Here is a 20,189-nt window from a genome sequence, read left to right as displayed (position 1 = left end):
ACGATCTCCACCCGACGTAGCTTGCGTGGCCGTCCTCGCATCGTTCGCACACCCCTCCTGGGACAGGGATGTTGCAGGGACCGCTTGACTCCAAGCAGCTCGTGAGGGCGGAAAGAGTGCTTTCCGCGAGGTGGGTGGGTCAGGCGCGGGTGGCGCCGTCCGGGTCGCGCTGGGTGCTGTGCCCGAGCCGGACCTCGACCTCGCGGTGGCCGCCGTCGCGCACCTCGACGTGGGTGGCCACGGGCGGGAACCCCGCCGCGGTCAGGGTGTACCGGCCGCGGGTGAGGTCGTCGAAGGCGAACGTGCCGTCGACGTCGGTCGTGGCGGTGTCGACCACCGACCCGCCCTCGTCGACGAGGGTCACCGACGCCTCGGCGACGGCGGAGCCGTCGGGGGTGGCGACCGTCCCCACGAGCCGCCCGCCGGCGCTCAGCGCGACGTCCAGCTCGAGGTCGTGGCCGTGCTCGACGACGAGGTTCTGGGCCACGGGGCGGAACTGCGAGGACAGCACGCTGAGGACGTAGCTGCCCGCGACGAGGTCGCCCACGCGGTACCGGCCGTCGTCGTCGGTCCGGGTCGTCGCGACGACGGCGCCCTGCACGTCCAGCAGCGTCAGCACCGCCCCCGCGACCGGCCCGTCGGCGCTGCGCAGGACCCCGTGCAGGGCCGCGCTGCCGACGAGGCGGACGTCGTGGCGCACGGTGCGCCCGGCGACCGGGACGAGGTGGGCGACGGGCCGCGCGTCCGCCGCGGCCACGATGAGGACGAAGGTCCCGCCGGCCTCGAGCGGCAGCGAGAAGAACCCGACCTCGTCGGCGTGCGCACGGGCGAGCTGGCGGCCGGAGTGGTCGGTGACCGTGAGCACGGCCCCCGTCAGCGCGCGCCCGGCCGGGTCGGTCACGAGGCCGACGACGCCGAGGGGCAGGTCGGCGAGGACCCGCGCGACGCGCTCCTCGGCCGGCAGACCCGCGGGCGGTCCGGCCGGGGTGTCCTCGGCGTGGCGACGCTCCTCCCGCGGTGCGGGCAGGTCACCCGCGGCCGAGGGGGCGGTGTCGTCGGCCGTGCCCGTGGCGACCGCAGCCGTCCCGGCTTCCCGGGCCAGCAGCGCCTCCAGGCCGCGGCCCTCGGCGTCGACGTTGGGCACGAGCCGGCTCATCCAGCGCGGCATCCACCACGCGGCAGGGCCCATCAGGGTGAGGGCCGCGGGCATGAGCACCATGCGGACGACGAGGGCGTCGGCGAGCACCCCGACGGTCAGCGCCATGCCGATCGAGCCGATGACCTGGTCCCCGCTCGTGGCGAACCCGACGAAGACGCCCGACATGATGAGCGCGGCCGCCACGACGACGGGCGCGGAGCGGCGGAACCCGGCCAGCACCGCGTCCTTCGGGCTGCGGCCGTGGGCGTGCTGCTCGTGGATCGCCGAGACGAGGAACATCTGGTAGTCCATCGCGAGCCCGAAGAGGATTCCGACCACGAGGACCGGCATGAAGCTCAGCAGGGGCCCGGGCTGGGCGATGCGGAAGACGTCGGACAACCAGCCCCACTGGTAGATCGCGACGACGGAGCCGAGGGCCGCGCCGAGCGAGAGCAGGAACCCGACGGTCGCCAGCAGCGGCACCGCCAGCGAGCGGAACAGCATGACGAGCAGGAACAGCGCGAGGACGACGATGATCGCGATGTAGACGGGCAGGGCGTCGTTGAGGGAGTCCGTGACGTCGATGTCGAGGGCCGTCTGGCCCGTCACGAGCACCCGCGCCCCGTCCGTGTCCGCGGTCGCGGACCGGATGGCGCGCACCAGGGTGCTCGTCCTCTCATCGGTCGGCCCCGACGCCGGGACGACGGTGATGAGCTGCGCGGTGCCGTCCTTGGAGGGGATCGCGGGCACGACGGCGGCGACGTCCGGCAGGCCCTGGACCGACGTGGCCACGCGGCCGGCCGCGGTCGCGACGGACGACGCGTCCGTGCCGTCGACGAGGACCAGCAGCGTCGACTGCGAGCCGGGGCCGAAGCCCTCGACGAGCAGGTCGTAGGCCTGCCGCTGCGACGTCGCGGGGTCGGCGTTCTCGGCCGACGGCAGCGCCGTCCGCATCGAGGCGACGGGGATCGCGATGGCGCCGACGGCCAGGACGGCCAGGAGCAGGGCGACGACGGGGTGGCCCGTGACCCCGCGGACCCAGCGCCCGAGGAACCCGCGGCCGGCCAGGTCGATCGTGCCCCTGTCGACCAACGAGTCGTCGCTGTCGGCCACGGCCCGCAGGCCCGCGCGGTCGCGGCCGCGCTCCTTCTTGGGCAGCACGCGCATCCCGAGGACCTTGAGGAACGCGGGCACCGCGGTGAGGGCGACGAGCACGGCGATCGCGACGGTCCCGGCGGCGGCCAGGCCCATCTGGGTCAGGAACGGGATGTTCACGACCGAGAGCCCCACGAGGGCGATGACGACCGTGGTGCCGGCGAAGACGACCGCCGTCCCGGCCGTCCCGACGGCCTTGGCGATCGCGAGGTCGAGCTCCGCGCCGCGCCGCAGTTCGGTGCGGGTGCGGGCGAAGACGAAGAGGGCGTAGTCGATGCCGACGGCGAGGCCCAGCATCCCGGCGAGGGCGGGAGTCGTCGTCGACAGCGAGACGACCTTGCCGAGCGCCGTGATGCCGAGGATGCCCGCACCGACCCCCAGGCCGGCGGTGAGCAGGTTCGCGCCCGCGGCGGCGAGCGAGCCGTACGTCAGCAGGAGGACGAGGGCCGCCACGGCGACCCCGATGGCCTCGCTCGTGTGGCCCGCCTCGCTGCGCTGGACCTGCGAGGTGACCTCGACGCGGACCCCGTCGACGGTGCGGTCGGCCACGCGTTCCAGCCCGGCTTCCTGGGCGGCGGTGACGTCGCCGGCGGTGCCGTCGAAGGTGACGCGGGCGGCGGCGATGCGCCCGTCGCGCGAGACCATCGGGCTCTGCTGCGCGAACGGGTCGGTGACGGACGCGATCCCGTCCAGGCGGCCGACCTCGGCGACGACCCCCTCGACGACCGTGGCGTTCGCGGCCGTCAGGGTCTGCCCCTGCGGGGCCTGGAAGACGACGGTCGCCGTCGCGTTGTCCGCCCCGCTGGAGAACTTCTGCCCGAGCAGGTCCAGGCCGTCGCTGGCCTGGGTGCCGGGGATCGAGAAGCTCGTGTCCTGCGGTGCGGTCTGCTTGAGCCCGAACGCCAGGCTCGCGAGGGCGGCCACCAGGACGGCCCAGACGGCCAGCACCAGCCAGTGGCGACGGGCGCTGAAGCGCCCGAGTCGGTAGAGCAGCGTGGCCACGGGCGGGCTCCTTGTGACGGCGACGGGGCGGGACCGTCGAGGGATCTGAGGGGTCCGTCGACTGCGGTGGCGACGAGGAACGTGCTGTCCGGCCAGTCGACGGTACCCCGGCACCGGGGCCGTCGCCAACGGTTCGGCGCTAGTCGATCGGCTAGTGCTGACGGGGTGCGGGATCCCCCGGAAGTCGTACCGGCGGCGGTCACCGGGCGCGGGAGGGCGGCGCGGATACAGTGCTCACGGGCGCCCAGCTCACAGGTGCTGACGAGGAGACGCATGACGACGACGGCCGGCGAGGCTCGGCCCGCCGGGCCCGGGCGGCAGCGGTTGCACGAGGCGGCCCTGCGGTTGTTCTCCGAGCACGGCGTGAGCGGCACGTCGCTGCAGATGATCGCCGACGAGGTCGGCGTCACCAAGGCCGCCGTCTACTACCACTACCGGACGAAGGACGACCTCGTCGTCGGCGTCGTCGCGCCGTTCATCGACCGGTTGTTCGACGTGCTCGAGGTGGCGCGCGCCCGGCGCGGGCGGCGGGCGCAGGTCGAGGTCCTCCTCACCGGGCTCGTCGACCTCATCGTCGACGTCCGGCACCTCTACGTCGTCGCGGCCTTCGACCCGGTCATCGCCCACCTGCACGAGCACTACCCCCGGATGCGGGAGATCGGGGACCGGATGCGGGAACTGCTCGCCGGTCCCGACGCCGACGCCGAGCGTCGCGTCGCGGTGGTGTTCTTCCTCTCCGGGCTCGTCGGTCCCCTCGGGGACGAGTCCTGCCGCGACATCCCCGACGAGGACCTGCGCCGCATGCTCCTCGAGACGGGTCGGCGGTCCCTGCTGCCGCGCAGGGCGTCCCGCGCGTGAGCTGGATCGCGGTGCTCAGCGAACTGCTGGTCGTCGTCGACTACGCGGTGAAGGTGTGGGCCATCGGGACGGTGCCGGAGGACCGGCGGCCGGGGTCGTCCTCGGCCTGGCTGCTGCTCATCCTCTTCCTGCCCGTCGTCGGGTTGCCGCTGTTCCTGCTCTTCGGCAGTCCCTACGTCGCCGGGCGGCGCCACCACGTGCAGCAGCTGGCGAACCAGGTCATCGCCGACAGCGTCGTCGACCTGCCGTCGATCCCCGACGGCGTCGTGGTGGACGAGCACCTGCGGTCGCTGCTGGAACTCAACCGCCGGCTCACGTACCTGCCGTGCGTCGTCGGCGACCACCGTCGGCTGCTGGCCGAGGACGAACTCGTGCCCGCCCTCGTGCGGGCGGTCGACCGCGCCGAGCACACCGTCCACGTCGAGTTCTACATCGCCGCCCTGGACCCCACGACGGAACCGTTCTTCGACGCGCTGCGCCGGGCCGTCGCCCGCGGGGTCCGGGTGCGGTTCCTCTACGACCACCTCGGCGCCCGCGGGTACCCGGGGCACGTGCGGATGAACGAACGGCTCACGGCCGACGGGGTCGAGTGGCACCGCATGATGCCCATCGACCCGCTGCGCCGCCGCTGGCGCCGGCCGGACCTGCGCAACCACCGCAAGCTCGTCGTCGTCGACCGCCGGACGGGGTTCGTCGGGTCGCAGAACCTCATCGACCCCGGCTACCTCAAACCCCGGCACGTCCGCGCGGGGCGGCGGTGGGTCGACCTCAACGTGGAACTCACCGGCGCCGTCGTGCAGTCGCTGGAGGAGGTGTTCGCGACGGACTGGTACGCCGAGACGAGCGAGGTCCTCGACGAGGTCTCCTCGGCGGCCGAGCAGAGTTCCCCCGGCGGTTCCAGCGGTGCGTTCCAGGTGGTCCCCTCCGGGCCGGGGTACCCGACGGAACCGAACCTGCGGATGTTCTGCGCGCTCATCCACGCCGCCACGCGGCGGGTGTCGATCGTCAGCCCGTACTTCGTCCCCGACGAGGGACTGGAACAGGCCATCACGACCGCGTCCTACCGCGGGGTGGAGGTGGAACTGTTCGTCTCGGAGAAGGCCGACCAGTTCATGGTCCACCACGCGCAGCGGTCGTACTACTCCTCGCTGCTGCGCGCGGGCGTGCGGATCCACCAGTTGCCGGCGCCCACCGTCCTGCACGCCAAGGTCCTCGTGGTGGACGGCGAACGAGCCGTGATCGGGTCCAGCAACATGGACATCCGCTCGTTCAACCTGGACTACGAGGTGTCGCTGCTCGGCCTGGAACCGCAGTTCGTCACCGACCTCGCCGCGGTCGTCGACGACTACCGCGCGCGGTCGGTGGAACTCACGGCGCAGGAGTGGGCGCGCCGCCCGTACCGGCAGCGCTACCTCGACAACGTCATGCGTCTGACCGCTGCGCTGCAGTGAGTCCGGCGCACCACACGGGTCGGGTCAGGGCGTCGGGGCGACCTTGACCTCGAGGCCGTCGAGGTAGCTGCGGACGTTCGCGCGGACCTGCTCGACGTTGTCGCCGCCGAACTTCTCCACGACGGCGTCGGCCAGCACGAGCGCGACCATGGCCTCGGCGACGACCCCGGCGGCCGGGACCGCGCAGACGTCCGACCGCTGCGCGATCGCCTGTGCCGCACCGCCGGACGCGGTGTCCACCGTGTCGAGGGCGCGGGGGACCGTCGAGATGGGTTTCATGGCGGCGCGGACGCGGAGGACCTCGCCGTTCGTCATGCCGCCCTCGAGGCCGCCCGCGCGGTCGGTGCGGCGGCGCACGGTGAAACCCTCCGTGCCCTCACCGCCGTCCACGCGCTCGATCTCGTCGTGGGCCGCGGAACCCCGGCGGCGGGCGGTCTCGAAACCGTCGCCCACCTCGACGCCCTTGATGGCCTGGATGCCCATGAGCGCCGCGGCCAGTCGCGCGTCGAGCTTGCGGTCCCAGTGGACGTAGGACCCCAGCCCCGGCGGCAGATCGTGGACGACGACCTCGACGACCCCGCCGAGCGTGTCGCCCTCGCCGTGGGCGGTGTCGATCTCGGCGACCATCCGGGCGCTCGCCTCGGGGTCGGCGCAGCGCACCGGGTCGGCGTCCACGGCGTCGCGCTGCCCGCGCGCCGGCACGGTCCCCTCGGCGACCGCCTGGGTGCCGATCGAGACGACGTGGGAGAGGACCTCCGCGCCGACCGTCTGGGCCAGGAACGCGCGGGCGACCTCGCCGAGCGCGACGCGGGTCGCCGTCTCGCGGGCCGAGGCGCGTTCGAGGACGGGACGCGCGTCGGGGAAGCCGTACTTCTGCATGCCCGTGAGGTCCGCGTGGCCGGGGCGGGGGCGGGTGAGCGCCGCCGCGCGGCCGCGGGCCGGCATGCGACCGGGCTCGTCGTAGCGGCGGCCGTCGGCGTCGGCCGGGTCGGCCGCCATGACCTCCTGCCAGCGGGGCCACTCGCTGTTGCCGATGCGCAGGGCGATCGGGCCGCCCTGGGTCAGGCCGTGCCGGATGCCGCCGATGACCTCGAGCTCGTCCTGCTCGAAGCCCATCCGGGCACCGCGGCCGTGACCGAGGCGGCGACGGGCCAGGGCCCGCCGGATCTGCGCGCTGTCGACCTCGACCCCCGCGGGGAGGCCTTCGAGGATGCCCGCCAGCGCGGGGCCGTGCGATTCACCTGAGGTCAGCCAGCGCAACACGTACCCGATTCTGCCGTACCCGCCACGGCCGCCCGTCCGCGCCGGGGGGCTCGGGGTGGGCGCTTGATGCGCCGAACGGGTGGATCCGGACGTTCTAGAAGGTTCTTGGCTCCGCGTCGCTCCAGTCCGGTCGGTCGTCGTCCGAACCACGTCTAGAAGTTCTAGATGCTGCGCCCGCCGGCGCGGTGGAGTCGGAAGTGAGGTGGTCCGGGTGTCCCAGTCGCGCCCCGTCTCGGTCGTGGTGCTGTCGCGCCCCCGCGTCCCGCACGTCGCGCTGTCGGTCGTCGCCGCCCGGGGCCGCCACGCCCTCGCGGGTCTCGTCGCCCTGTCGATCGGCGTCGGCCTCCTCGGCGGGCCCTTCGCGCCCGTCGCCGCCGCCTCGCCGGTCTCCTCGCTGTGGTCGGCGAGCAGCGGCGCGACCCTCGCCACCGTCGGCATCACCGCGGTGGGCGCCAACCTGGCCACCCTCGGCGTGGGCCCCGCCGTCGGGACCGCCGATTCCAGCTCCCCCCGCCGCGTCGTGGCCGACGTGAACACCCTCGCCGCGAACGTCGCCGGGCTCGGGGTGCCCGTCTCCGTCGCGCACCAGGAGGGCCCGGGGGACAACCCCACGCCCGCGGGGAACGGTGCCGGCGTCGGGGTCTCCGGCGGACTGCTCACCGTCCAGGCCGTCAAGGGCACGGCCGGCGCCCGCTGGGCCGGCGACGCCGTCTGCCTGCCGAACGCGTACGACCTGACGAGCACCACGACGAGCACCGCGGGTCTCGCCGTGACGGGGCTCGTCAGCACGGGCGCTCTGAGCTCGTCGACGAGCTCGGGCTTCACCGCGGCGGACGCCTCCCGCCGCGTGGGCGTGCGGGGCGCAGCCACCACCCAGTCCGTCGACGTGTCGCTGACCGGCGGTGTCGTGGTGCACGTCCCGAGCCAGACGGCGTCCGTCTCCGCGTCGGGGACGGCCGGTGGCGCCGTCGCGAACTTCTCCGACAACCCCGCGACCGTGAGCGTCGGCGGCGGTGCACCGGTCCCCCTGGCCAAGGGGACCTCCCGGACCATCACCCCGGTCCCGGGGACCACGCTCGCCATCACGTACAACGGCGCCACCAAGGTCCAGCCGAGCGACGGTCGCTCCGCCTCGGTCACGACCCCCGGTCTGCTCACCGTGTCGGTCAAGGTCCTCGGAGTCGCCTCCACCACCGTCGACCTCTTCCCCCTCGACACCCGCGTCGCGGCTCCCGCCGGCGGCGTCGACTGCACCGTCCCCGCGCCCGTCATCACGGCCCCGCTCGACGGCACCGTCCACACCTCCGGCGCCGTCACCGTGGCCGGCACGGGTGTCCCGGGCGCGACCGTCACGCTCAAGCGCGGCACGACCACCGTCGGCACCTCGACCGTCGGCCCGGCCGGCACCTGGACGACCACCGCCACGCTGCCCGACGGCGCGACCACCCTCACCGCGACGCAGACGGCCTGGTCGCAGGCCTCCGGCGCCTCCAACGCCGTGGCGCTCACCGTGGACAGCACCCCGCCCGCGGCGCCGGTGATCACCTCGCCCGTGCCCACGGCCCCCACACGCACCGCGACGTACCAGCTCACCGGGACCGCCGAGGCGGGCAGCGCCGTCACCGTCTCGCGCGGGGCGGACACCTTCGGGCCGGTCACCGCCACCGGCGGCACCTGGACCGTCCTCGTCACCCTCGTCGAGGGCCCGAACACCTTCACCGCCACGGCGAAGGACGCCGCCGGCAACGTCTCGCCCGCCTCCGCCGGGTGGACGATCACCGCCGACACCACCGCTCCGGTGGCGCCCGTCGTCACGGCCCCGGCCTCCGGGACGGTCACCCGTCAGGCCACCCCCGTCGTCTCCGGGACCGCCGAGGCCGGGACCTCCGTGACCGTCATGACCGCCGCCGGCGCGGTCCTCGGCACGACCACCGCCGACGGGTCCGGCCGGTGGAGCCTCACCGTGACCGGTGCGCTGCCCGAGGGCCCCTCCGCCCTCTACGCCGTCTCCACCGACGGGGCCGGCAACCAGAGCTCCTCGGCCCAGGTCCTCGTCACCGTCGACACGCAGGCCCCCGGAGCACCCGGCGTGACCACCCCGCAGGACGGGTCGTCCGCCGCGGTGCCCGCCACCTCGGTCACCGGCACCGGTGAACCCGGCGCGACCGTCGCCGTCGTCGTCGACGGGGCGACCTTCGGCACCGCCGTCGTCGACAGCGCCGGCCGCTGGACCGTCACGGGCACCCTGCCCTCCGGAGTCGGCGCCCACTCCGTCGCGGTCGCGCAGACCGACGCCGCGGGGAACACCTCCGCGCCGACCACCGTCGGGTACCGGATCGTCGTCCCCGCCAACGCCGTCAGCGTGCCCGTCGTGGCCGACCCCGCCGGGACGTCCCTGACGGCCGCGAACACCGTGCGCGGCAGCGTGTCAGGTGTCCTGCCCGGCGACACCGTGGCCGTCACGGTCACGCCCGCGGCCGGCACCTCCGGCAGCCCCCGCACCCTCTCGGCCACCCTCGACCCCGCGACGGGCGCGTTCGAGGCGCCCGTGACCCTGGGCGACGGCGGCTGGGTCGTCACCGCCACCCACACGAGCGGCGCCCAGACGTCCGACGCCAGCGCCCCCGTGCTGCTGACCGTCGACTCCACGCGTCCCGACGCCCCGGTGGTCACCGCACCGGCCGCCGGCACGACGGTCACGACGTCCACCCCGCTCGTCACCGGCACCGCCGAACCCGGCTCGACCGTGACGCTCACCGTCGGCGGCCAGACCATCGGCTCGGGCCTGACCGGAACCGACGGTTCCTTCGCCGTCGTCACCTCCGCACTGCTCGAGGGGCCGGTGACGGTCCACGCCAGTGCCGTGGACCCCTACCGTCGCAACTCCTCCGACGTCCAGGTCTCCTTCACGGTCGACGCCCTCCCGCCGGCACCCGTGACCATCACGGCCCCCGCCGCCGACGCGGCCCTGCAGGGCACCGCCACGGTCTCCGGGACGGACGCCGAGCCCGGCGCGACCGTCACGGTCCGCGACGAGCTGGGTCTCGTCCTGGGCACCGCCACCGCCGACGCCCAGGGGGACTGGTCGATCGCGCCCAGCACCCTGCCCGACGGCCGCCACACCGCCACCGCCCAGCAGGTCGACGGCTCCGGTCGCGCCTCCGCGCCGACCAGCGTCAGCTGGACCAACGACACGACCGACCCCGACGCCCTCACGGTGGCGTCCCCCCTGGGGACGGTCGCCGTCCGCGACACCGTGCCCGCCGTCACCGGCGCCGGGGCCGAACCCGGCGCGACCGTCCAGCTCCTGGCCACCGACGGCAGCGTCCTCGCGACGACCCCCGCCGCCACCGACGGCACCTTCGCGACCGGCCCCACCGCCCTGCCCACCGGCACCACCGAGGGACCCCTCACCGTGAGCGTCGTGCAGGTCGACCGGGCCGGCAACGTCTCCGCCCCGGAGGCCGTGCACCTCACCGTGGACACCTCCGCGGCGCCGCCCGTCGTGACCACCCCGGCCGACGGGACCACCTCCCGCGACACGCGCCCCGCGCTCAGCGGCACCGCCGAGCCCAACGGTTCCGTCGTCGTCACGCTCGACGGCACCGCCCTGCCCGCCGAGCCCGTGGCCGCCGACGGCACCTGGGTCGCCCAGCCCGGCTCGGCGCTCGCGGACGGCGCGCACACGCTGACCGCGGTGCAGACCGACGCCCTCGGCAACGTCTCCGCCGCGTCCCCGGCCGTGTCGTTCACGACCGACACCGTGGCGCTGCCGCCCGTCGTCACGTCGGCGCTCGTCGACACCACCGGCCGCGGGACGTTCTCCGGGACCGCCGAACCGCTGGCCCACGTGGTCGTGCGGACCCTGACGGGCACCGTCGTGGGCGAGGCCGACGCCGACGCCCAGGGCGCGTGGACCGTGCAGGGCACCGGCGTCAGCGTCCTGACGGTCGTCACCGTGCGGCAGACCGACCCGGCCGGGAACACCTCCGCGCCCTCCCTCGGGCTGCAGGTCTCGGCCGGCCCCCTGACCACCCCCGCGCCGACGGCCACGCCCACCGCGACGGCCACCGCCACCTCCACCGCGACGGCCACCACCACGGCCACCGCCACCGAGGTGCCGACCGCAACGGCGTCGCCGACGACCAGCGGCGCCGTCTGCGGGATCCCGGTGCTCGGTGGGCTGCTGTGCCCGACGGACACCCCGACGACCGCGTCCCCGACGGACACGACGACGTCCGGCCCGTCCGCGACGGCCACCGTCACGGACGTCCCGACCGCGACGGCGTCGCCGACGACGAGCGGCGTGGGCTGCGCGATCCCGGTGCTCGGCGGACTGCTGTGCCCGACGGACACCCCGACGACCACCCCGACGACCACCCCGACGACCACCCCCACCACTCCGACGGGTGTCCCCACCGACTCGGGCACTCCCTCGGGCACTCCCTCGGGCACGCCCACCGGGACGCTCTGCGACCTCCTCGGCGCTCTCGTGTGCCCGACCTCCGTGCCGACCACCAGCATCCCGGGCACCACCAACACCCCGGGCACGACGAGCACTCCGGGGGTCACCCCGACCGTCACGGTCACGGTCACCCCGACGAGCACCCCGTCGGTGACCAAGCCCACCGCGCCGGCCACCCCGGCGGCGCAGGGGCCCTCGATCCTCGTCCCCGCCGACGGCTACGTGACGGCCCAGGGCCACCAGCTCGTCCGCGGTCGTGCGGCCCCGGGCACCACGGTCATCGTCAAGGACGGCGCGACCGTCCTCGGCACCGTCGTCGCCGACGCGAACGGCATGTGGACCATCGCGCCCACCAGCGCGTTCACCACCGGCCAGCACGCCCTGACGGCCACCCAGGTGAGCGCCGACGGCAAGCGCGCGACGTCGAGCACGAACCGGCTGACGATCAGCGCGGCGGCCGGCGTCGGGCCCGTCATCACCTCGCCCATCACGGGCACCGTGACGCCGCGGACCCGTCCGACGTTCTCCGGCACGGCGGCCCCCGGCTCGACCGTGACGCTCCGCACGCTCGACGGCCGCGTCGTCGGGACGGCGCTCGCCGTGGCGAGCAGCGCGGACCCGTCCACCGGCGGCTGGGTCGTCCCCGCGGGCTTCGACCTGCCGACGGGGGACACCACCGTCGTGGCCACCCAGGTCGCGGGCGGGGTCGCGAAGACCTCGAACACGACCACGGTGACCGTCGACCCCAACGCTCCGGCTCCGGTCGAGATCGACGCCCCCTTCGACCTGACGGTGAGCGCCACCGGTCACGAGACGGTGACCGGCACCGGTGAACCCGGTGGTGTCGTCCGGTTGTGGACGAACTCCGCCACCGACCACGACTTCGGTCAGCTCCTCGTGGGCGCGGACGGCCGTTGGCGCGCCGACCACGTCGACATCGACCAGGGCATGCGCTACGTCGTCGCCTTCCAGGACGTCGTGTGGGGTCCGGGCATGGTCACGAAGAGCACCGCCGGTGCGGGCCGGACCCCGGCCACGCCGCAGGAGCGGGGGACGGCTCAGCTGCTGTCCACGCGCTCGGCGACGCTGCTCGCCGACGGGGACACGACCACCGTCAGCTCGACGTCGCAGACGGTCCGGCTGCTGCGGGCCGCCTCCGCGACGCCGCTCGTGGCACCGCCGGTGGTCCTCACACCGACGGAGGGCCAGGTCCTGGCGGGCAACCGTCCGACCATCACCGGGACCGGGGAGCCGGGGGCGACGATCACCGTCCTCGACTCCGCGGGCAACGTCCTGGGCGTCGCGCTCGTCGCGGCCGACGGGTCGTGGAGCCTGGTGCCGGCGAGCCCGCTGCCCGTCGGGACCACGTCCGTCCGGGCCGTGCAGACGCTCGCCGACGGGACCGCCGTCGGGACGAGCGACGTCCGCAGCTTCGTCGTCCCGCAGACCGCGGCCGGCGCGCCGTTGCCGACCGACCCGGCCCTGCCGACGGCTCCGGGGGCCCCCGCCCCCGGGACGGCCGCGGGCAGCCCGACCGCCGCGACCTCGCCGTCCCCGGCGACGGTGGCGCGACCCGTCAGCGGTTCCGCCACCACGGCCCGGGCGGCGTCGGGGTCGGCCACCGCGGTGAAGGCGGCCGTCGTGACACGGCTGGCGCGCACCGGCGCCGACCTCGGACCGCTCGGGGCCGGGATCGGTCTGCTCCTCCTCGGCGTCGGCGCGATCCTCGCGGCCCGCGTCCGTCGCCGTCGACCGGTCGTCGCGACGACCGTGGCGCTGCTCGACACCGCGGTGGACTCCGAACCCCTCGGAGTCCCGGACCCGCTGCGGCGCAACGGTGGAACGGGCGTGCGAGCGGGTGCCGCGGTCCTCGACCTGCCCCGGTCCACCCCGACCGGGACCACGACGAGCCCACCCGCCGCGGTCGGTCCGCGACCGTGGCAGGGACCGGACGCGCTGTCGGGCCTCCCGCGCCTGGCCCCGGGGCCGGCCCCGGGTGGACGGCCGCCGGCGCTCCGGCGCGGCCGGCCGGCCGACCACCTGCCGCCGGCCCGAGGGGGCAGAGCGCGGCCCGGGGTCAGTCCGCGAGGTCGGTGAGCAGCGGGTCCACGCGGTAGGGGACCAGTTCGCGCATGGCCAGGGAGGTCCTCGTCCGCACCACGCCGGGGATGGACAGGACCTCCTGGCCGACGCGGTAGAGGTCGTCGGCGTCGCGGGCGACGATGCGGCACATCAGGTCCCCGTCACCCGTGATGCCGTGCACCTCGAGGACCTCGGGGGTCTCGCGCAGCCGGCGCAGGGTGTCCTCCTGCTGGCCCTGGTGGATCTCGATCATGACGAACGCCGAGACCGAGAACCCCAGGGCGGCGGGCGCCAGCCGCCGGGAGAACCGGTGCAGCACACCGTCGGACTCGAGCCGCTCGAGGTGGGCCTGGACGGTGCCGCGGGCCAGGCCGAGCAGGCGCGAGAGGCCGAGCACGGTCGCGCGCGGATCCTCGTCCAGCGCGAGCAGGATCCGGGCATCGATGGAGTCGAGGCGGCGCACGGACGACATCTTGACGCATGGCGTGCCAACTCCGGCGGACAATGTGCCCACCGAGGTGTGCGGCTCCTGTGCACCGCGCCACCCGGCGGGGGTGCGGCGGGGCGTCAGAGGACCTGACGCACGCACTCCTCGAAGCCGGTGACGTGCTCCCGCGCCAGGTCCGCCGCCCGGTCGGCGTCGCCCGCCGCGATGGCCTCGAGCAGCTCCACGTGCTCCCCGACGTGACCCGCGAAGGTCGGGAGCCGGTCCAGCACGAGGCACCAGATGCGGGTGGCGAGGTTGTCGAGACGGACCAGCACGTCCTCCAGGTGGGCGTTCTGGCTGTGCCGGTAGATGCTCCGGTGCACCTCGACGTCGTGCTTCATCAGTTCGCGCTGCGTGAGCTCCCCGCCGTGGGCGGCGTCGGGCAGCAGCGCGACGGTGCGGGCGAGGGACCGCAGCTCCTCGCGCGCCGCGGGGCCGGCCCGGCGGGCGGCGGCGGCGGCGGCCACGGGCTCCAGGGCCCGGCGCACCTCGGAGATGTGGCCCAGGTCGGTCATGTCGACGGTCGTGGCGAAGGTGCCCCGCCGGGGGTAGGCGACGACGAGCCGGTCGACCTCCAGGCGCTTGAGCGCCTCGCGGACCGGTGTCCGTCCGACGCCGAACTCCTTGGCGAGCAGGTCGTCGTTGAGGGGTTCGCCGGGGCGGATGTCGAGGACCACGAGGCGGTCCCGCAGCCGCTCGTAGGCCACGTCCGCCAGGGACGGCGGGGCCGCGGGAGCCGACGGGACGTCGTCGAAGGTCGTCAGCGCGCTCACCGGGTCATCCTACGCGACCTCTGGTACACCAGTCCTGAACCAGCCGTCGTCCACTCCGCCGGTCGGCCCACGGGTGAGGCGCACCTCACCCGGCGCGCGCGGGTCGCACTGGCCCCTGCGACGATGGCGGCATGAGCGGCACCCCGGACGCACGCACCTCACCGGTGCAGTCCGTCGACCGCGCCGTGACGGTCCTCGAGGTCCTCGCCGAGCTCGGCGAGGGGGGAGTCACCGAGATCGCGCACCGGCTGGACGTCCACAAGTCGACCGCCTTCCGCCTGGTCACTGCGCTGGAGGCGCGGGGGCTGGTCGAGCAGGTGGGCGACCGCGGCAAGTACCGGCTCGGCATGGCCGTCGTCCGGCTGGCGGGGGCCGTCACCGACCAGCTCGACGTCACGCGTCGCGCGCGCCCGGCGTGCGAGGAGCTGGCCGCCACGACGGGGGAGACGGTGAACGTCGCCCTCCCCGACGGGGACGCGGCCATCAATGTCGACCAGGTGCGCGGGGCGTCCTCCGTCGTCACGCACAACTGGGTGGGCGAGCGGACCCCGCTGCACGCGACCTCGAGCGGCAAGGTGCTCATGGCGTTCTGCCCGCCCGTGCGGGCCGCGGGGACGGCGGGGCGGCTGCGGCGCTTCACGGACGCGACGACGACCCGACGGCGCGACCTCGAGGACGTCCTGGACAAGGTCGTCGTCGACGGTTTCGCCACCACGGCGGAGGAGCTCGAGGTGGGGCTCAACGCCGTCGCCGCCCCCGTGCGCGGTCCCGACGGGTCCGTCGTCGCCGCGATCAGCGTCTCCGGGCCGTCCTACCGCCTGACCCCGCAGCGCCTCCAGGAGGTCGTCCCCGCCGTGGTGGCGGCGGCCGACCGGGCGTCGACCGCCCTGGGCTGGCGCGCCTGACGGTCCCGGTTCAGCCGGCCGGTCGCTGGTAGACGTCCGGCACGCCGTCGCCGTCCTCGTCCACCTGCTCCAGCTCGTGCAGTCGCCGGTAGGTGCGGTTGCGCAGGCGCAGCACGACCGTGGCGAGGGCGGCCGCCACCAGGGACCCGGTGAGGACCCCGACCTTGACGTGCTCGTCGCGCAGGCTCCCCGCGCCGAAGGCGAGCTCGCCGATGAGCAGCGAGACCGTGAAGCCGATGCCGCCCAGCAGCGAGGCGCCGAGGACGTCCCACCAGGACAGCGAGGAGTCCAGGCGCGCGCGGGTGAAGCGGCAGACCAGGGCCGTGGCCCCGAGGATCCCGACGGCCTTGCCGACGACGAGACCGACGACGATCCCGAGCGCCACCCGGTCCTGCAGCGCGCTGACGAGGCCCGAGAGCCCGCCGACGGTGACGCCGGCGGAGAAGAAGGCGAAGACCGGGACCGCGAAGCCCGCCGACAGCGGACGCCACCGGTGCTCGAAGTGCTCGGCCAGCCCGGGACCCGCCTCCGGTCCGCCGGCGGCCTGCGAGCGCAGGACGGGGACCGTGAAGCCGAGGAGCACCCCGGCGACCGTGGCGTGGACGCCCGAGGCGTGCATGAGCGCCCACGCGACGACGGCCAGTGGTACGAGGAGCCACCAGGTCCGCACCCGGCGCTGGACGAGGACCCCGAAGAGGGCGATCACCGCCACGGCACCGAGCAGCGGTCCCACGGACAGCTGGTCGGTGTAGAAGACCGCGATGATCGTGATGGCCAGCAGGTCGTCGACGACGGCGAGGGTCAGCAGGAAGGTGCGCAGCGCCGTGGGCAGGTGGCTGCTGACGACGGCGAGCACCGCCACGGCGAAGGCGATGTCCGTGGCGGTCGGGATGGCCCAGCCGCGCAGGGCGTCCCCTCCGCCCGCGTTGACGACCGCGAAGAGCGCGGCCGGCACGGCCATCCCGCCGACGGCGGCCAGGACCGGGACGACCGCCCGTCGCGGGTCGCGCAGGTCCCCGGCCACGAACTCGCGCTTGAGCTCCAGACCGGCCGTGAAGAAGAAGATCGCGAGCAGGCCGTCGGCCGCCCACTGCCCGAGGGACAGGTCGAGGTGCAGGGCGTGCGGGCCGACGACGGTGTCCCGCAGGCCGGCGTAGGACCCCGAGGCGGGGGAGTTCGCCCAGGTCAGGGCGAGGACGGTGGCGACGACGAGCAGCGCCCCGCCCACGGTCTCGCGGCGCAGGAGCTCGGTGATGCGCTGCGTCTCGGTCCAGCTGCCGCGGGAGAAGAGGGTGCGACGGGGGGTGGAGGTGTCCACGGAGGGGCCTTCCGGGGTCGATGGAGGACGAGATCGCCGCAGCGACCGCCGACCAGACTTCCCGGCACTCCGCGGACGAGGTTACCGGGTCGTCCCTTGACGACGCACAGCGACCTCCGTAGGCTCGCCACTGGTATATCAGTCCAACCGTCCCGCGGTGCGAGCACTCGCCCGGACCGCGGCTCCGGGACGGCTCGTCCGCCTCAGGCGGGGCGGGGTGTCCCCACCTCGACCACGACGTCACCGTCCACGACCTCGACGAGGTGCGTCCGCACCGGCGTGAGGGCCGGCGGGCTCGACGGGACTCCCGTCCGCAGGTCGAAGGCCGACGCGTGCCGCGGGCACTCCACGGCGCAGTCCTCGACCCAGCCCTCGGCGAGGGACTCGTCGGCGTGCGTGCACCTGTCGTCGATGGCGAAGAACTCGCCGTCGACGTTGAACACGGAGACCGCGCCCGGGAGCCCGGGTCGGTCCACGCGCACGACCTCCCCGGGCGGCAGGTCGCTCACCGGGCAGACCACCAACCGCGTTCCCGTCATCGCCCCTCGTCCCCCTCGTGTCGTGCGCCTCGTGCGGTGCGGCGTCCCTCCGGATGCTGCCACCGGCGGCCGGTCGTGGCGCAGCAGGGCGTGCGGTGGCCGGGGTCCTGTGTTCCGTCCCTGTTCCCCCTGTGTTTCGTTCTGGTGAATCCGTTGCTCACCGCGCAACAACCGCAGTACGTTGCCGCAGCGTCACTCCCACTTCCCGGGTGCTCTGCACCCCCGTCCGGAGAGGACCTCTCGTGATCGACGAAGAGCATGTGGAGAGCACCCGGGGGCGCCCGCTCGACGTCCCGGTGCTGGTCGTCTCGCTGGTGGTCGTGGCGGTGCTCCTGGTGGTCGGGGTCACGGTCCCGGAGGGACTGGCCTCGGGCAGCGGAGCGGCCCTGTCGTGGATCACCGCCAACCTGGGGTGGGCCTTCGTCCTGGCGGCCACCGGGTTCGTCGTGTTCGCGCTGGTGCTCGCGTTCAGCCGGGTGGGCCGCATCCGGCTGGGGGCGGACGACGAGCGTCCCGAGCACTCGCGGGCGTCCTGGATCGCGATGATGTTCTCGGCGGGCATGGGCATCGGGCTGATGTTCTACGGCGTGACCGAACCGGTGACCCACCTGATGACGCCCCCGGAGGCGGGCATCGAACCGGGGACGGACGCCGCGGCCGGTGAGGCCATGAACTACGCGTTGTTCCACTGGGGCCTGCACCCGTGGGCGATCTACGCGGTCGTCGGGCTGGCCCTGGCGTACTCCAGCTACCGCAAGGGCCGCACCGGCGGGTTCTCGGCGGCGTTCGCGCCGCTGCTGCGCGGTCGCCGCGGGGCCGGCGCCGCCCGCGCCATCGACGTGCTGGCGATCTTCGCGACGATCTTCGGTTCCGCCGTCAGCCTGGGACTGGGCGCGGCGCAGATCAACGGGGGTCTGTCGCAGGTCTTCGGCGCCGGCAGCGGGACGAGCTGGCAGGTCGGCATCATCGCGGTGCTGACGGTGTGCTTCGTGATCTCGGCGATCAGCGGCATCGAGCGGGGCGTCAAGATCCTGTCCAACACGAACATGGTGCTGGCGGGTCTGCTGCTGCTGTTCCTGTTCGTCGTGGGCCCGACGGTGTTCATCCTCGACCTCATGCCGAACGCGGCCGGGAACTACCTGGCGAACCTGCCCGAGATGTCCGTCCGGACCGGGGCGTACGGCGGTTCGGAGTGGTTGTCGGGCTGGACCATCTTCTACTGGGCGTGGTGGATCTCGTGGACGCCCTTCGTGGGCGCGTTCCTCGCGAAGATCTCGCGCGGCCGGACCATCCGTGAGTTCGTCGTCGGGGTCATGCTCATCCCGACCCTGGTCTCCCTCATCTGGTTCTCCGTCTTCGGCGGCACCGCGATCCACGAGCAGTTGACGGGCGCGCTGGACGTCCTGGCCAGCCCGGACCAGAACACCCAGATGTTCACGCTGCTGCAGCAGTTCCCCCTGGCGGGGGTGACCTCGGTGATGGTGGTGGTGCTCGTGGCCATCTTCTTCGTCTCGGGGGCCGACGCCGCGAGCATCGTCATGGCGTCCCTGTCGAGCTTCGGCGACGACGAGCCGCGCCGGTGGCTCACCGCCCTGTGGGGTGTCCTGACCGGTGCCGTGGCCGTGGTGCTGCTGTACGCCGGCGGTCTGCAGGCCCTGCAGAACGTCACGATCATCGCGGCGACGCCGTTCCTCGTGGTGATGGTCGCCCTCTGCGTGGCCATCACCAAGGACATCCGGTCCGACCGGCTCATGCGTCCCGTGAGCGCGCGGCCCGTGCAGGTGGACGTGACGCGGGACGGCGTCCCGGCGGAGGTCGGGGGCCACGAGCGGGTTCCCGTCGACGACTGACCGTCGGGCCGCCCCGACCAGGCTGACCTCCGCCCGCGTGGGCGGGGGTCAGCCTGTCTTCAGGTGGCCGAGGCGCCAGGAGATGCGGTGGGCGGCCGCCACGAGGCCCTCGACGAGGACGGGCACCGTCTCGGCGTTGACCCGGTAGCTCGGCCCGCCCACGGTGAGCGCGCCGACGACGGCGTCGGTCGCATCCTGCAGCGGAGCGGCCACCACGACGAGTCCCACCTCGTGCTCCTCCGCGACCTGGGCCCACCCGCGGCGCCGGACGGCGGCCACGTCGGCCCGCAACGCGGCGGCGTCGGTGATCGTGGCCTCGGTGTACCGGGGCAGGTCCGCCGCCACGGCCCGGTCGAGTTCGGCCGGACCCATGGCCGCGAGGAAGACCTTGCCCGCCGCGGTGGCGTGCAGGGGACCGCGGCGTCCCACCCAGTCCGAACTCGTCACGATCGCCGGCCCGGTCACCTGGTCCACGGTGGTGACCTCGTGCCCGTCGGTCACCACGACGTTGACGGTCTCCCCGACCTCGGCGGCCAGGTCCGTCGCGACGGGTCGCGCGGTGGCGGTGAGGTCGAGACCACCGGCCGCGCCCGCCGCCAGCCAGCGGACGGTCTGACCGAGCCGGTACCTGCCCCGTTCACCGTCCTGCTCCACGAGCCCGCGCGCCTCGAGCGTCGCGAGCAGCCGGAAGACCGTGGACTTGTGGATCCCGACGTCGGTGGCCAGTTCCGTGAGCCCCGCCGACCGGCGCCGGGCCAGTGCTTGCAGCAGCGAGACCGCCCGGTCGACGGACTGGACCGTGGCGTCGCGCGGAGCGGGCGTCGGGGGCACCTGCCGACCCTACTCGGGACCCTGCCGTGTTTCTGCTGTGTTTCGCGGGAAGTCGTTGGGGCCCGGCGGGTT

At 74.5% G+C, this 20,189-nt stretch carries 11 protein-coding genes and 1 pseudogene; 5 read left to right on the top strand and 7 right to left on the bottom strand.

The features are described from left to right. Positions 1–139 precede the first annotated feature (139 nt). Positions 140–3,295 carry an MMPL family transporter gene (locus AB0637_RS21120; protein ID WP_366174658.1) on the bottom strand — a complete coding sequence of 1,052 codons (3,156 nt, stop codon included), beginning with the start codon at positions 3,293–3,295 and terminating at the stop codon, positions 140–142. 273 nt (positions 3,296–3,568) lie between these two features. On the opposite strand from AB0637_RS21120, the gene AB0637_RS21115 reads away from it, so the two are divergent. Both AB0637_RS21115 and cls read left to right on the top strand, forming a co-directional pair. Next, on the top strand, positions 3,569–4,153 hold the full coding sequence (locus AB0637_RS21115) for a TetR family transcriptional regulator (protein ID WP_366174657.1): 585 nt from the start codon (positions 3,569–3,571) through the stop codon (positions 4,151–4,153). Beyond that, positions 4,150–5,604, top strand: coding sequence for a cardiolipin synthase (gene cls / locus AB0637_RS21110; protein ID WP_366174656.1), 1,455 nt, complete (start codon positions 4,150–4,152; stop codon positions 5,602–5,604). The genes AB0637_RS21115 and cls overlap by 4 nt, the downstream gene beginning before the upstream one ends. Positions 5,605–5,628: 24 nt before the next feature. On the opposite strand, the gene aroC is transcribed toward cls, so the two are convergent. Further along, on the bottom strand, positions 5,629–6,867 hold the full coding sequence (gene aroC / locus AB0637_RS21105; protein WP_366174655.1) for a chorismate synthase: 1,239 nt from the start codon (positions 6,865–6,867) through the stop codon (positions 5,629–5,631). A gap of 211 nt (positions 6,868–7,078) precedes the next feature. Here aroC and AB0637_RS21100 point away from each other — a divergent pair, with 211 nt between their 5' ends. Then, positions 7,079–13,429, top strand: a complete 6,351-nt coding sequence (locus AB0637_RS21100) for an Ig-like domain-containing protein (RefSeq protein WP_366174654.1) — start codon at positions 7,079–7,081, stop codon at positions 13,427–13,429. On the opposite strand, the gene AB0637_RS21095 is transcribed toward AB0637_RS21100, so the two are convergent. Together AB0637_RS21095 and AB0637_RS21090 are read right to left on the bottom strand one after the other, a co-directional pair. Beyond that, entirely contained in the window at positions 13,410–13,886 is a 477-nt protein-coding gene (locus AB0637_RS21095; RefSeq protein ID WP_366174653.1) for an Lrp/AsnC family transcriptional regulator, read from the bottom strand. The two genes, AB0637_RS21100 and AB0637_RS21095, sit on opposite strands and share 20 nt — an antisense overlap. A gap of 95 nt (positions 13,887–13,981) precedes the next feature. Further along, the gene (locus AB0637_RS21090) at positions 13,982–14,665 is read right to left on the bottom strand and encodes a GntR family transcriptional regulator (RefSeq protein ID WP_366174661.1); all 684 of its coding nucleotides are present in this window, start codon (positions 14,663–14,665) and stop codon (positions 13,982–13,984) included. A gap of 140 nt (positions 14,666–14,805) precedes the next feature. Here AB0637_RS21090 and AB0637_RS21085 point away from each other — a divergent pair, with 140 nt between their 5' ends. Continuing rightward, positions 14,806–15,579, top strand: coding sequence for an IclR family transcriptional regulator (locus tag AB0637_RS21085; RefSeq protein WP_366174652.1), 774 nt, complete (start codon positions 14,806–14,808; stop codon positions 15,577–15,579). Between the two features lie 10 nt (positions 15,580–15,589). On the opposite strand, the gene nhaA is transcribed toward AB0637_RS21085, so the two are convergent. After that, positions 15,590–16,897 carry a Na+/H+ antiporter NhaA gene (gene nhaA / locus AB0637_RS21080; RefSeq protein ID WP_366174651.1) on the bottom strand — a complete coding sequence of 436 codons (1,308 nt, stop codon included), beginning with the start codon at positions 16,895–16,897 and terminating at the stop codon, positions 15,590–15,592. 203 nt (positions 16,898–17,100) lie between these two features. Next, complete coding sequence (locus tag AB0637_RS21075) at positions 17,101–17,436, bottom strand: bifunctional 3-phenylpropionate/cinnamic acid dioxygenase ferredoxin subunit (protein ID WP_366174650.1); 336 nt, start codon at positions 17,434–17,436, stop codon at positions 17,101–17,103. Between the two features lie 296 nt (positions 17,437–17,732). On the opposite strand from AB0637_RS21075, the pseudogene AB0637_RS21070 reads away from it, so the two are divergent. Further along, a pseudogene (locus tag AB0637_RS21070) lies at positions 17,733–19,286 on the top strand (BCCT family transporter). 48 nt (positions 19,287–19,334) lie between these two features. Here AB0637_RS21070 and AB0637_RS21065 read toward each other — a convergent pair. After that, positions 19,335–20,117, bottom strand: coding sequence for an IclR family transcriptional regulator (locus AB0637_RS21065; RefSeq protein ID WP_366174649.1), 783 nt, complete (start codon positions 20,115–20,117; stop codon positions 19,335–19,337). Positions 20,118–20,189: the final 72 nt, after the last annotated feature.

The sequence above is a fragment of the Kineococcus sp. NPDC059986 genome (assembly GCF_040702905.1).
Lineage (GTDB): Bacteria > Actinomycetota > Actinomycetes > Actinomycetales > Kineococcaceae > Kineococcus.
This window is presented reverse-complemented; position numbering and strand designations above follow the sequence as displayed.